12 protein-coding genes are annotated in these 12,435 nt (G+C 71.1%); 4 read left to right on the plus strand and 8 right to left on the minus strand.

Annotated elements, in window-relative coordinates; genetic code table 11:
* Window positions 1–98 precede the first annotated feature (98 nt).
* Window positions 99–884 carry a glucosamine-6-phosphate deaminase gene (nagB, locus tag OG580_RS24235; RefSeq protein WP_267045774.1) on the minus strand — a complete coding sequence of 262 codons (786 nt, stop codon included), beginning with the start codon at window positions 882–884 and terminating at the stop codon, window positions 99–101.
* 678 nt (window positions 885–1,562) lie between these two features.
* Here nagB and OG580_RS24240 point away from each other — a divergent pair.
* Window positions 1,563–3,029 (plus strand): sensor histidine kinase, encoded by a 1,467-nt coding sequence (locus OG580_RS24240; RefSeq protein ID WP_267045775.1) that lies wholly within the window; start codon window positions 1,563–1,565, stop codon window positions 3,027–3,029.
* Between the two features lie 213 nt (window positions 3,030–3,242).
* Here the strand turns inward: OG580_RS24240 and OG580_RS24245 are convergent, their stop codons facing one another.
* Together OG580_RS24245 and OG580_RS24250 are read right to left on the minus strand one after the other, a co-directional pair.
* Window positions 3,243–3,500 carry a WhiB family transcriptional regulator gene (locus tag OG580_RS24245; protein ID WP_003953983.1) on the minus strand — a complete coding sequence of 86 codons (258 nt, stop codon included), beginning with the start codon at window positions 3,498–3,500 and terminating at the stop codon, window positions 3,243–3,245.
* 318 nt (window positions 3,501–3,818) lie between these two features.
* Window positions 3,819–4,787: a diacylglycerol kinase family protein gene (locus OG580_RS24250; RefSeq protein WP_267045776.1), complete on the minus strand. Its 969-nt coding sequence runs from the start codon at window positions 4,785–4,787 to the stop codon at window positions 3,819–3,821.
* A 143-nt stretch (window positions 4,788–4,930) separates the two neighbouring features.
* Between OG580_RS24250 and OG580_RS24255 the strand changes: the two genes are divergently transcribed.
* A complete protein-coding gene (locus OG580_RS24255) occupies window positions 4,931–5,353 on the plus strand; it encodes a hypothetical protein (RefSeq protein WP_267045777.1) in 423 nt (140 codons plus the stop codon).
* Between the two features lie 10 nt (window positions 5,354–5,363).
* On the opposite strand, the gene OG580_RS24260 is transcribed toward OG580_RS24255, so the two are convergent.
* From OG580_RS24260 to OG580_RS24270, 3 genes are all read right to left on the minus strand, one after another.
* The gene (locus OG580_RS24260) at window positions 5,364–6,461 is read right to left on the minus strand and encodes an RNA polymerase sigma factor SigF (RefSeq protein ID WP_267045778.1); all 1,098 of its coding nucleotides are present in this window, start codon (window positions 6,459–6,461) and stop codon (window positions 5,364–5,366) included.
* On the minus strand, window positions 6,458–6,871 hold the full coding sequence (locus OG580_RS24265) for an anti-sigma regulatory factor (RefSeq protein WP_024761155.1): 414 nt from the start codon (window positions 6,869–6,871) through the stop codon (window positions 6,458–6,460). Before OG580_RS24265 ends, OG580_RS24260 begins: the two co-directional genes overlap by 4 nt.
* Before the next feature lie 342 nt (window positions 6,872–7,213).
* Window positions 7,214–7,474, minus strand: a complete 261-nt coding sequence (locus tag OG580_RS24270) for a UBP-type zinc finger domain-containing protein (protein ID WP_267045779.1) — start codon at window positions 7,472–7,474, stop codon at window positions 7,214–7,216.
* 39 nt (window positions 7,475–7,513) lie between these two features.
* Here OG580_RS24270 and OG580_RS24275 point away from each other — a divergent pair, with 39 nt between their 5' ends.
* On the plus strand, window positions 7,514–9,112 hold the full coding sequence (locus OG580_RS24275; RefSeq protein ID WP_267045780.1) for a Na+/H+ antiporter: 1,599 nt from the start codon (window positions 7,514–7,516) through the stop codon (window positions 9,110–9,112).
* A gap of 64 nt (window positions 9,113–9,176) precedes the next feature.
* Here the strand turns inward: OG580_RS24275 and OG580_RS24280 are convergent, their stop codons facing one another.
* The gene (locus OG580_RS24280; RefSeq protein WP_267045781.1) at window positions 9,177–10,085 is read right to left on the minus strand and encodes a 1-aminocyclopropane-1-carboxylate deaminase/D-cysteine desulfhydrase; all 909 of its coding nucleotides are present in this window, start codon (window positions 10,083–10,085) and stop codon (window positions 9,177–9,179) included.
* Between the two features lie 48 nt (window positions 10,086–10,133).
* A complete protein-coding gene (locus tag OG580_RS24285; protein WP_267045782.1) occupies window positions 10,134–10,724 on the minus strand; it encodes an N-acetylmuramoyl-L-alanine amidase in 591 nt (196 codons plus the stop codon).
* Between the two features lie 254 nt (window positions 10,725–10,978).
* On the opposite strand from OG580_RS24285, the gene OG580_RS24290 reads away from it, so the two are divergent.
* Window positions 10,979–12,391: a family 2B encapsulin nanocompartment shell protein gene (locus tag OG580_RS24290; RefSeq protein ID WP_267045783.1), complete on the plus strand. Its 1,413-nt coding sequence runs from the start codon at window positions 10,979–10,981 to the stop codon at window positions 12,389–12,391.
* The last annotated feature ends 44 nt before the right edge of the window (window positions 12,392–12,435 follow it).

Consider the following 12,435-nt stretch of genomic DNA (forward strand, 5'->3'; position numbering starts at 1 on the left):
GCCGTCTCCGACGCCCGTATACGAAGGGGCCCGGCACCTGAACCAGGTGCCGGGCCCCTTCGCTGTCACCGGACCGTCACCGGGCGGCCGGTGTGGGGTCAGATGCCCTGCCAGGCCGGCTTGGCGGCGAAGGTGTGGCGGAAGTAGTCCGCGAGCTTCAGCTTGGAGGCGGCGGCCTCGTCCACGACGACCGTGGCGTGCGGGTGCAGCTGGAGCGCGGAGGCCGGCACGAGGGCCGCGACCGGACCCTCGACGGTCTGCGCCACTGCCTCGGCCTTGCCCTCGCCGGTGGCGAGCAGCACCAGGTGGCGGGCCTCCAGGATGGTGCCGATGCCCTGGGTGATGACGTGGTGCGGCACCTGCTCGATGTCGTTGTCGAAGAAGCGCGCGTTGTCCACCCGGGTCTGCTCGGTGAGCGTCTTGATCCGGGTGCGGGAGGCGAGCGAGGAGCACGGCTCGTTGAAGCCGATGTGCCCGTCGGTGCCGATGCCGAGGATCTGCAGGTCCACACCGCCGGCCTCGGTCAGCGCCTTGTCGTACGCCTCGCAGGCCGCCTGGACGTCCTCGGCGGAGCCGTCGGGGCCCATGAAGGCCTCCGGGGAGAGCCCGAGCGGCTCGACGACCTGGCGGAGCACGGTGGAGCGGTACGACTCCGGGTGCCCGGCCGGCAGGCCGACGTACTCGTCCAGCTGCGCGATGCGGGCCCGCGAGGCGTCCACGGAACCGGCCGCGACCTGGGCGATCAGGGCGTCGTAGATCGGGATCGGAGTCGAACCCGTGGCCACGCCGAGCAGCGCGTCGGGCTTGCGGCGCAGGAGGCCGGCGATGCCGTCCGCGATGAGCTCGCCGCCCGCCTTGGCGTCCTTGACGATGACAACTTCCACGCTGTGCCTGCCGATCTGGTGAGGGGCCGGTGAAGGGCCATGTGGTATAGACCAATCTAAGTGCAAATCTAGCAGAGGGGAGGCCTTCTCCTCATGCTGTTCCGCCTTGCGGACGGCACCGTCCCCATCGTCGGCCGCACCCGTGGCCCCAGCCACTCGAACCCCGGCGCGGACCCCCTGATCGCAGCCCGGACAACGCCCTTCGAGGACCGGATCCACGGGGCGTCGAGGCGGGGGAGCTGTCACCCGGCACCGATGCCCGCGCGTCCGCTTCGGCGGCGCCGTACTCCAGGGCATGTCCCGGCAGGTCGGGGGCGGGGCGACGGCCCCTGGGGAGCAGTGCGTGAAAACGGCCCCGGAAACACCCGCGGGCCGCGGCGCCTGACGGGACCCTCAACCCGTCCGGCACCGCAGCCCGGAGTTGCTCGGCCGGGGGTGTGCGGTCCCTCGGCCGTGGTGGGAGGTCTCGACGCAGTCAGGGCAGAGAGCGTCGGGTACCTCGTTCCATCCTCCTGTGCGGGGAGGATGGAGGCTTGTAGCGCCATTGTGGACTAGACCATTCTTGTCTGTCCATCCACATGAGCGCGGTCCTTCCCGGCCCATCCTCCAACACGGAGGCCCGGAGATCCAGGTTCACCGCCCCTGCAATTCCGCAGGTACCCTCGCAGCGTGCCCTCCATGAACGACCTCGTGCGCCAGCACACAGCCCTGAGCGACTCCGACCTCGAGTGGCTCCACCTGCTGGTGTCGGAGTGGCAGCTGCTCTCCGACCTCTCCTTCGCCGACCTCGTCCTGTGGGTTCCGACCCTCGACGGCACGCGATACGTCTCCGTCGCCCAGATGCGGCCCAACACCGGCCCCACCTCCTACCAGGACGACATGGTCGGCCATCTGGTGCCGCGTGGCCGTCGCCCCCTGCTCGACGCCGCCCTCGACGAGGGCCGGATCGTCCGCGAGGGCGACCCGGAGTGGCGCGAGGAGGTCCCGGTGCGGGTCGAGTCCATCCCCGTACGCCGCGAGGGCCGGGTCCTCGGCGTCATCGCGCGCAACACCAACCTGCTCACCGTCCGCACCCCCTCCCGGCTGGAGCTCACCTACCTCCAGTCCGCCTCCGACCTCGCCCAGATGATCGCGGCCGGAACGTTTCCCTTCCCCGGCGAGCAGGTCGACATGGACTCCTCGCCCCGGGCCGGCGACGGCCTCGTCCGCCTGGACGCGGAAGGCACCGTCCAGTACGCCTCGCCCAACGCCCTCTCCGCCTACCACCGGCTCGGGCTCGCCGCCGACCTCGTCGGCCAGCACCTCGGCCAGATCACGGCCGAGCTCGCCCCCTCCCGCGGTCCCGTGGACGAGGCCCTGGTCAAGCTGGCCTCGGGGTACGCGCCGCGCGAGTTCGAGGTCGAGGGCAGCGGCGGGGTGATCCAGCTGCGGGCGATCCCGCTCAGCCCCAAGGGCACCCGGATCGGTTCGCTCGTCCTGCTCCGCGACGTCACCGAACTGCGTCGCCGCGAGCGCGAGTTGATCACCAAGGACGCCACCATCCGGGAGATCCACCACCGGGTGAAGAACAACCTCCAGACGGTGGCCGCCCTGTTGCGCCTCCAGGCCCGCCGGATGGACTCGGAGGGTGGCCGCGAGGCGCTCAACGAGGCCGTGCGGAGGGTCGGTTCGATCGCCATCGTCCATGAGACGCTGTCCCAGAATCTGGACGAGCGGGTCGAGTTCGACGAGATCGCCGACCGGGTGATCGCGATGGTCGCCGAGATCTCCCCGGGCAAGGTCACCTGCCGGCGCAACGGCCGCTTCGGCATTCTGGACGCCGAGGTCGCGACCCCGCTCTCGATGGTCCTCACGGAGATCCTCCAGAACGCCCTGGAACACGCGTTCACCCAGGGTGAGCAGGGCACGGTCGAGGTCACCGCCGTCCGTGGCGAGCCCCGTCTCGACGCCCGGCTCCTGATCACGGTCCAGGACGACGGCTGCGGCCTCCCCGAGGGCTTCGACCCGCAGCGGGCCGGAAACCTCGGCCTGCAGATCGTACGGACGCTGGTGGAGGGGGAGTTGGGCGGAAGCTTCGACATGGTCCCCGGTACCGAGCGCGGTACGAAGGTCATCCTCGACGTCCCCGTGAAGCCGCAGAAGTAATGCCGCGGGAGTAGAGGATCGGGAGTAATTCCGCGGAAGTGGAGCCGCAGAAGCAATGCCGCGGAACTGGAGCCGTACATACAGCAGCGAGCCCCGGACCGAGGAGATCGGTCCGGGGCTCGAATGCTGTGGGTTACTGCTGCGCGCTGCGACTCGAGGGCGGTGATTGCATACGCGATGTATGCGCCGCTGGCTCAGGCTGTCGGCGGGGGGTCAGGCGCTGGCGTTACGCGCCCGGTTGCGAGCGGCACGGCGCTTCATTGCGCGGCGCTCGTCCTCGCTGAGGCCACCCCAGACGCCGGAGTCCTGGCCGGACTCGAGCGCCCACTGCAGGCACTGCTCCATGACGGGGCAGCGGCGGCAGACGGCCTTGGCTTCCTCGATCTGCAGCAGCGCAGGACCGGTGTTGCCGATGGGGAAGAACAGCTCGGGGTCTTCCTCACGACAAACGGCGTTGTGACGCCAGTCCATGGCTGCTACCTCTCTAGGGTGTTACAAGCTGGTTGCTTGTGAATGTGAACGCTTTCACGAATCCCCCCGCAAGGGAAGGGCCGACTGCCAGATGAACTGGTGTGGTCCAGGTGCTGAGGAGGGGTTCTGGCTCTCAGTGGAGGCCGGTGTTGCGGGCCGTCCCGATCGCCAAGAAGAGACTCCCAAACCCCAGCAACGGATACAACCCCTTCCGGAAAGTTTTTTTTGATTCCTCGGTGTCGGCTAGGTCACAGCCGTACTTCTAAGGGGTGGATGCCAGCCTAAACGTTCGAGTGAAAGGACTTTGGGCCCTTCCACTCACACAATCACACGCAGTGCACGACGTACGCCTGTGAACGTCACGCTCGTACGCAGTCCGAGGTGGTCTCCGTCCATCTGGAGGGGGAGGGGAACCTTGGAATGCAAGGTGAAGTCGGTCAGGTCGTGCAGAGTTACGGCGTGCTTGCCGCGGGGCCCTCGCTCCGGCGTGGAAGTGAGCAGCTGAGTGGCGTATCGGGCCACCGCCGGGGTGGAGAGACGGCTCAGTCCGAGCACGTCGAGAGCGGTCTCGAAGGACGCCTCCGGGGACGCGTACACCGGACGATTGCCCAGGTAGGTCCAGGGGGAGGTGTTGCAGATTATGGAGAGGACGAGGTCCTCGACCGGCTCGGCGCCGGGGCGTTGCAGGGTGATCGTGCCGTGCCGCCGGTTCGGTTCCTCCAGGAACTGTCGGAACACCTGGCGCAGATAGAGGGCGTGCGTGGATCTCTTTCCGCGCTCCCTCTGCTGTTCGACTCGGCCGATGACGCTCGCGTCGAATCCGAGGCCGGCGCAGAAGGTGAACCAGCGTGACGGCACCGCTTCGTCCTCGGTGCCCGGCGTTCCCGCCGCGAGCCCGAGGCTCACTGTGCGTGCCCGCCGCTCACGGAGCGCGTCGAGCAGGGCGCCGGTCGCCTCCACGGCGTCGTTCGGCAGTCCGAGCGCGCGGGCGAAGACGTTGGTCGAACCGCCGGGCACGACCGCGAGCCCCGGAAGCCGGTCCGGATCGGGGCCGCCGTGCAGCAGTCCGTTGACGACCTCGTTGACCGTGCCGTCGCCGCCGAGGGCCACGACGAGGTCGATGTTCCCCGAGTCGGCGGCGCGCCGCCCCAGGTCACGTGCGTGCCCGCGGTACTCGGTGGTGACCGCCTCCAGCTTCATCTCGCTCGCCAGCGCGTGGATGAGCACGTCACGGGTGCGGGCACTGGTGGTGGTGGCTGCCGGATTGACCACGAGAAGTGCGCGCATGAGCGCCAGCGTACCTACCCGGCGGTACCGATCCCAGCCCAGGCCACGGACCGGACACTCCCGCCGGGGCCTCCGGGCGGGCGCCCGGTTCGGTCCACCCCGGCCTGTCCGGCCCGGTCGGCGCCCCGGCTACCCTGCCCTTTATGAGCAGCAGTACGGAGCAGACCTCCCGCCCCACCCGCCTCGCCGCCGCGGCGGCCGTGGCCGGCATCGAGGCCCTCGGGCTCGTCGCCGGCGGCGTGTACATGCTGGTGAACTCGCTCACGGGCGAGACCGGCGACCTCACCGGCGCCCTGACCGGCGCGGTGACGCTCGTCGCCCTCGGTCTGATCCCGCTCGCCGCCGCCCGCGGCCTGTGGCTGCGGCGCGCCTGGAGCCGCGGCCCGGCCGTCATCACCCAGATCCTGGCGCTGCCGGTGGCCTGGCAGATGCTGCAGGCGAACAGCGCGATGATCCCGGCCGGCATCGCCCTCGGCGTCCTCGCCGTCTCCGGGCTCGTCCTCCTGGTGAACCCGGCCACGACCGAGGCGCTCGGCATCCGGCGCCCCGGCCAGGACACTCCGTAGGGCCTCGGCCCTACTCCTCCACCAGAAGTTTCTCCCGAAGCGACGCCAGGGTCCGAGCCAGCAGCCGAGAAACGTGCATCTGCGAGATGCCGACCTCCTGCGCGATCTGCGACTGCGTCATGTTCCCGAAGAAACGCAGCAGCAGGATCCGCTTCTCGCGGGGCGGCAGGTCCTCCAGGAGCGGCTTGAGGGACTCGCGGTACTCGACCCCCTCCAGGGCCTCGTCCTCCGCGCCCAGCGTGTCCGCCACGGCCGGCGACTCGTCGTCCGTGTCCGGGACGTCCAGGGAGAGCGTCGAGTAGGCGTTCGCCGACTCCAGACCCTCCAGGACCTCCTCCTCCGAGATCCCGAGCCGCTCTGCCAGCTCGTGCACGGTCGGGGAGCGGCCGTGCTGCTGGGAGAGCTCCGCCGTCGCCGTGGTCAGCGAGAGCCGCAGCTCCTGGAGGCGGCGCGGCACGCGGACCGCCCACCCCTTGTCGCGGAAGTGGCGCTTGATCTCGCCGACGACCGTCGGGGTCGCGTACGTCGAGAACTCGACCCCGCGCTCCGGGTCGAACCGGTCCACCGACTTGATGAGACCGATCGTCGCGACCTGCGTCAGGTCGTCCAGCGGCTCGCCGCGGTTGCGGAAGCGCCGGGCCAGGTGCTCCACCAGCGGCAGGTGCATCCGGACCAGCCGGTTGCGCAGCTCCGCCTTCTCCGCGGAGCCTTCCGGCAGCTCGCGCAGTTCCACGAAGAGGGCGCGGGCGCCGCTCCGGTCGTTCGGGGCCGGGACGTGGGCTTCCGGGGCGTCGTCGGCTTCGTCGCCCTGGTCGGTCTCCGCCGCGGCCTCGACCGCGTCGGCCGCGTCGGCCGCCTTGGTCTCCTCGGAGATCCCGGTGACCTCGTTGGCTTCAGCGGCCTCAGCGGCCTCAGCTGCCTCAGTGACCCCGGGAGTCTCGGTGCCCCCGGCTGCCTCGGCGGTCTCGGGGCCCTCCGAGGCGCCGCGTGTCCCGGGAACCGCGTGGTGCTGCTCGTGCTCGCTCATCTGGTCCGCCTGCTCCGTAGCGACCTCATGCGGCCGCGCCTGCTGCTCAGGGATGCCGGCCGTCGCGTCCCCGCTCCTCACGCCGGGCCTGGCCCCGCGCCGCGCTGTTTGTACAGGCTGATCGAGACCGTACGGTCATCGGCCACCGACGACTCCACCTTCCCGGCCAGTGCCGACAGCACCGTCCAGGCGAAGGTGTCCCGCTCCGGCGCCCGGCCGTCGGTCGTTGGAGCGGAGACCGTCACGTCCAGCGAGTCGTCGACCAGCCGGAAGACACAGCTGAGGACGGATCCCGGCACGGCCTGCTGGAGCAGGATGGCGCAGGCCTCGTCGACCGCGATCCGCAAGTCCTCGATCTCGTCGAGGGTGAAGTCCAAGCGCGCCGCGAGGCCGGCCGTGGCCGTACGCAGCACGGACAGATAGGCACCCGCAGCGGGCAGCCGGACTTCCACGAAGTCCTGGGTCCCGGGCTCGCCTGTGATCTGGGACACCCTCACCTCCAAGGTGGCACAAGCTCATTCGGGGTCCGGGGGGAGAGGCCCCGAACCGGGCGGTACGCAGGGGGCTGCGCAGTCCGCCGTGACGCTATCGCGATCCGTCCCGCCGTGTCGCCGCGAGCCCCCAGGGCCCCCGTCCACCGCTCGTCACCCATGGTAGGCCCACGGGTGCGGACGGTGGGTAGAGGTCTGCGGGGGCCGGAATCGCGCGACCGGCGGAGGGGTGACGTACCCAACCGTGAGCCGGTCGAACCGTCGGACGTACAGATGGACGGACAGGCTGTGCGGAAGGGCCGACCGAACGGAAGGGGGCGACCGTACGGAAGGGCCCGGCCGTCAGACGATCGAGGCGTCCACGAAGCACCAGCGCCAGGCCTCGCCCGGCTCGAAGGTGCGCATCACCGGGTGCCCGGTCGAGGAGAAGTGCCCCGTCGCGTGCTGCCCCGCCGACGAGTCGCAGCAGCCGACGTGCCCGCAGCTCAGGCAGAGCCGCAGCTGGACCGGATGCGTCCCGTCCGCCAGGCACTCCGGGCAGGTGACGGCCAGCGGCGCCGGTTCGGGGCGCGGCATTTCGGCAACGTGTGGGCACTCGCTCATGATGGCCAGGTTACGTTGCGCCACGAGACGGGGACGGGCATGGACGCACTGCAGCTGGTGGCACTGGTGGCGGCGAGCGCCGCGATCGCGGGGCTCGCCCGAAGGACCCCGGTGCCGGCCCCGCTGCTCCTGGTCGCCGCCGGACTCGCCGCCTCGTACGTCCCCGGCGTACCGGACTACACGCTCGACCCGCACATCGTGCTGCCGCTGATCCTGCCCCCGCTCCTCTACACGGCCGCCGTCGACTCCTCCTACCTCGACCTGCGGGCCAACATCCGGCCCGTCGCACTGCTCTCCGTCGGCTACGTCCTCTTCGCCACCGTGGCCGTGGGCTGGCTCGCGTACGTGATCGTCCCCGACCTGCCGCTCACCGCCGCCCTCGTGCTCGGCGCCGTGGTGGCCCCACCGGACGCGGTCGCCGCCACCGCCATCGCCCGCAAGCTCGGCCTGCCGAACCGGATCACCACGATCCTCCAGGGCGAGTCCCTCGTGAACGACGCCACCGCCATCACCGCGTACAAGGTCGCCCTCGCGGCGGCCGTCGGCGAGGGCATCAGCTGGGCCGGCGGCATCGGGGAGTTCGCCCTCGCGGCCCTCGGCGGGATCGGGGTCGGCCTGATCCTCATGGTCCCCATCCACTGGCTCCGCCGCAGCCTCGGTGACTCCCTCCTCCAGAACACCCTCTCCCTCCTCATCCCCTTCGTCGCCTACGCGGCCGCCGAGGAGGTCCACGCCTCCGGCGTCCTCGCCGTCGTCGTGGTCGGCCTCTTCCTCGGCCATCGCGCCTGGCAGGTCGACTTCGCGACCCGGCTCCAGGAGGAGGCCGTCTGGAAGATGGTCGCCTTCGTCCTGGAGTCCGCCGTCTTCGCCCTGATCGGCCTCCAGCTGCCGTACGTCGTCCAGGGCCTCGGCCAGTACGGCATCGGTGAGGCGGTCTGGTACGCGGTCGGGGTCTTCGTGGCCGTGGTCGTCGTCCGGTTCGTCTGGGTCTACCCGGCGACGTTCCTGCCCCGCTGGCTCTCCACACGCGTGCGGGAGCGCGAGCCGGGGGTGGACTGGAAGGCGCCGCTCGTCGTCGGCTGGGCCGGTATGCGCGGAGTGGTCTCCCTCGCCATCGCCTTCTCCATCCCCGTCGTCACGGACGGTGTGGAGTTCCCCGCCCGCAACCTCGTCCTCTTCCTCACCTTCACCACCGTCATCGGCACGCTGGTGGTGCAGGGCCTCACCCTGCCCCCGCTCATCCGGGTCCTGAAGCTCCCCCGTCGCGACCGGTACGCCGAGACCCTCGCCGAGGCGCAGGCCCAGAGCGAGGCCTCCCGGGCCGCCGAGGAACGCCTCGACGCACTCCTCGCGGACGAGCGCAACGCCCTACCGCAGCCCCTCGCCGACCGGCTGCGCACGGTCCTGGAGCGGCGCCGGAACTCCGTGTGGGAGCGGCTCGGGGCGGTCAACGAGGCCACCGGGGAGACCGCGGACGACACCTACCGGCGGCTCTCCCGCGAGATGATCGAAGCCGAGCGCGAGGTCTTCGTGCGGCTGCGTGACGCCCGCCGGATCGACGACGAGATGATGCGAACGCTGCTCCGCCGCCTCGACCTGGAGGAGGCCGCCGCGTACCGCGAGGAGGCGGCGGACTAAGGGGTGTCTTGTCGATCAGGCCGGATCACGGTCGGGGTCGCGGCGTCGATCCGTCGGACAGGACCTATTCCGGCGGCTCCGGGGCGCCCGTCACCACCGCCGCGAGCCGGGTGCCCGCCGGGAACGCGCCCTCCTCCGCGAGGGTGACGAGTCCGTAGAGCATTTTGGCGACATACAGCCGCTCGATGGCGAGTCCATGCCGCGCCTCGAAGTCCTGTGCGAACGTCTCCAGAGCCGGGCCCGTACGGGCGTAACCGCCGCAGTGGAAGCGCTCGTCGAGGGCCCAGTCGCCGCGCGGCCCGCCGAACGCCGCCTCCTGGAGCGCGCGGACCTCCCCGCCCAGGAAGCCGCCCTTGAGGACCGGGACGCCCAGCGCCCGCTGTCCCGGGGCGAGGCCGGCCGCGAGGCCCGCGAGGGTGCCGCCCGTGCCGCAGGCGACGGCCACCACGTCCGCCGCCCCGGCGAGCTCGCGGCCGAGCTCCACGCAGCCGTGCACGGCGAGCGCGTTGCTGCCGCCCTCCGGGACCACGTACGTGCCCTCGGGGGCCCGGGCCAGGAGCACGGCCAGCGTGCCGGGGTCGCTCTTCGCGCGGTACGTGGCCCGGTCCACGAACTCCAGCCGCATCCCGTCCGCCGCGCACCGCGCGAGCGAGGGGTTGAGCGGGCGTCCGGCCAGCTCGTCACCGCGGACGATTCCGATCGTCGGGAAGCCGAGGAGCCGGCCGGCGGCGGCCGTCGCGCGCAGGTGGTTCGAGTAGGCGCCGCCGAAGGTGAGCACGGGCCGGCCGTCCGCCGCCCGCAGGTTGAGCCCGAGCTTCCGCCACTTGTTGCCCGGCAGGTCGGGATGGATGAGGTCGTCGCGCTTGAGGAGCAGCGTGAGACCGCGCCGGGCGAAGCGCTCGTCCTCCACCGGCTCCAGGGGCGAGGGGAGCCGGGGCCGCAGACGGGAGAGGGCGAGGTCGAACGCGTTCACCCGGCCATTGTCCCGGCCGCACTCGGCGCCGCCGTCCCGCGTCGCCGCTCAGCGCAGCCGGTCGGCCACGCGTTCCCGCATCGAGGCCATCGTGAAGCCGCGCGGGTCCACCTTCCCCGGCTGCCATTCCAGGTGCCCGATGACCGAGCGCTGGGTCCAGCCGTGCACCCGGCACACCGCGGCCGCCGCCCTCGCGATGGCGTCCAGCTGGACCTTCGGCCACGGGTCCTCGCCGTCCCCGAGGTTCTCGCACTCGAAGCCGTAGAAGTGCCGGTTGCCGTCCGTCCTGGCCTCGTCGTCCGTCGGCAGGCGCTGCTCGGCGACGACCGCCCGGAGCACCTCGTCGTCGCCGAGGCCCGCGTGGTTGGCGCGGCCGTAGCCGACGAGGTGGACCGTCCCGTCCTTGGCGATGACACCGTGGCAGAGCGGCCCCGGCAGGGCCTCGTAGCCGTCCCTGCAGATCCGGACGGTGCTCGCGGTGCCCCGGGTCACGGTGTGGTGGATCATCACGCCGTGCACCGGGCCCCACGGGCCCTTGTGGTTGCGGTTGTGGGTGGACCAGTCGCCGACCTGGACGACCGCGAGGCCCTCGTCGCGCAGCGCGTCGAGGAACCTGCTCGCGGACATGGGTGAGGCCATGACCGACTCCCTTCAGAGGACGGAGTGAGGTTCCGGAGTACCGGAGTCCGCAACTCCGCCGCCATCCGTTCGGACCGTGTGCGAGCCGATCCGGACACCGCCGTGTGGGGTCCGTGGTGCTCCGCTGTTCGGGGGGAAATCACGTGACATGCCCCGAAGATCGTCGAACAGTCCCACCCGATTGTGTAATGGCGCCGACACGCTCCGTGCTGAAAGGCTTCGTCTCGCAACTCAGTCATACGAGAGGGAGTTCCATGTCCGTTGGTTCGGTTGGCGACGAGGTCCGTGTGGACCAGGCACCGCAGCAGAGTCTCGGTACCGCCGCCGCGCGGAACCTCGCCACGACCACCAAGTCCGCCCCGCAGATGCAGGAGATCACCTCACGGTGGCTGCTGCGCATGATGCCGTGGGTGCAGGTGCAGGGCGGTACGTACCGGGTGAACCGCAGGCTCAGCTACTCCGTGGGTGACGGGCGGGTCACCTTCGTCCAGACGGGGCAGCGTGTCGCGGTCATCCCCGCGGAGCTCGGCGAGCTCCCCGCCCTCCGTGGGTACGAGGACGAGGACGCCCTGACCGAGCTCGCGTCCCGCTGCACGCAGCGGGAGTACGCGGCGGGCGAGATCATCGCGACCACCGGCGCCGCCGCCGACCGCGTGTACCTCCTCGCGCACGGCAGGATCGAGCAGATCGGCGAGGGGCCGTACGGGGACGAGGCCGTCCTCGGTGTCCTCGCCGACGGCGCCTACCTCGGCGAGTCCGCGCTGATCCGCGACGACGCCGTCTGGGAGTGGACCGCCCGCGCCGCCACCGCCTGTACCGTCCTGGAGCTCACGCGGGACGACGTACGGAACCTCGCGGACCGGGCCGGCTCGCTCGCCGCCCACCTCGCGGGTGTGGCCGCACTGCCCGATCAGCGCACCAACACCTACGGCGAGGCCGCGATCGACCTCTCCGCCGGCCACGTCGGCGAGGCGATCGTCCCGCACACCTACGTCGACTACGACGCCTCGCCCCGCGAGTACGAGCTCAGCGTCGCCCAGACCGTGCTGAAGGTGCACAGCCGCGTCGCCGACCTCTACAACCAGCCGATGAACCAGACCGAGCAGCAGTTGCGGCTCACGGTCGAGGCGCTCCGCGAGCGCCAGGAACACGAGCTCATCAACAACAAGGAGTTCGGCCTCCTCTCCAACTGCGACTACGGCCAGCGGATCCAGCCCCACGACGGAGCCCCCAGCCCGGACGACATGGACGAGCTGCTCTCCCGCCGCCGGGGCTCGAAGCTCTTCCTCGCCCACCCGCGCGCCATCGCCGCCTTCGGCCGCGAGTGCAACAAGCGGGGACTCGTGCCCGAGTCGATCGATGTCAACGGCAACCGCATCCCGACCTGGCGCGGTGTGCCGATCTTCCCGTGCAACAAGATCCCGGTCTCGGACGCCCGGACCACCTCGATCATCTGCATGCGTACCGGCGAGGCCGACCAGGGCGTGATCGGTCTGCACCAGACCGGCCTCCCCGACGAGATCGAGCCGAGCCTCTCGGTCCGCTTCATGGGCATCGACGAGCAGGCGATCATCTCCTACCTGGTCACGGCCTACTACTCGGCGGCCATCCTCGTCCCGGACGCGCTCGGCGTCCTGGAGAACGTCGAGGTCAGCCGCTGGCGCTGAGCCGGTGACGCCCGGGGGCGGGGACCGAACCGCCCGCCCCCGGG

Source organism: Streptomyces sp. NBC_00094, assembly GCF_026343125.1.
Taxonomy (GTDB): Bacteria; Actinomycetota; Actinomycetes; order Streptomycetales; family Streptomycetaceae; genus Streptomyces.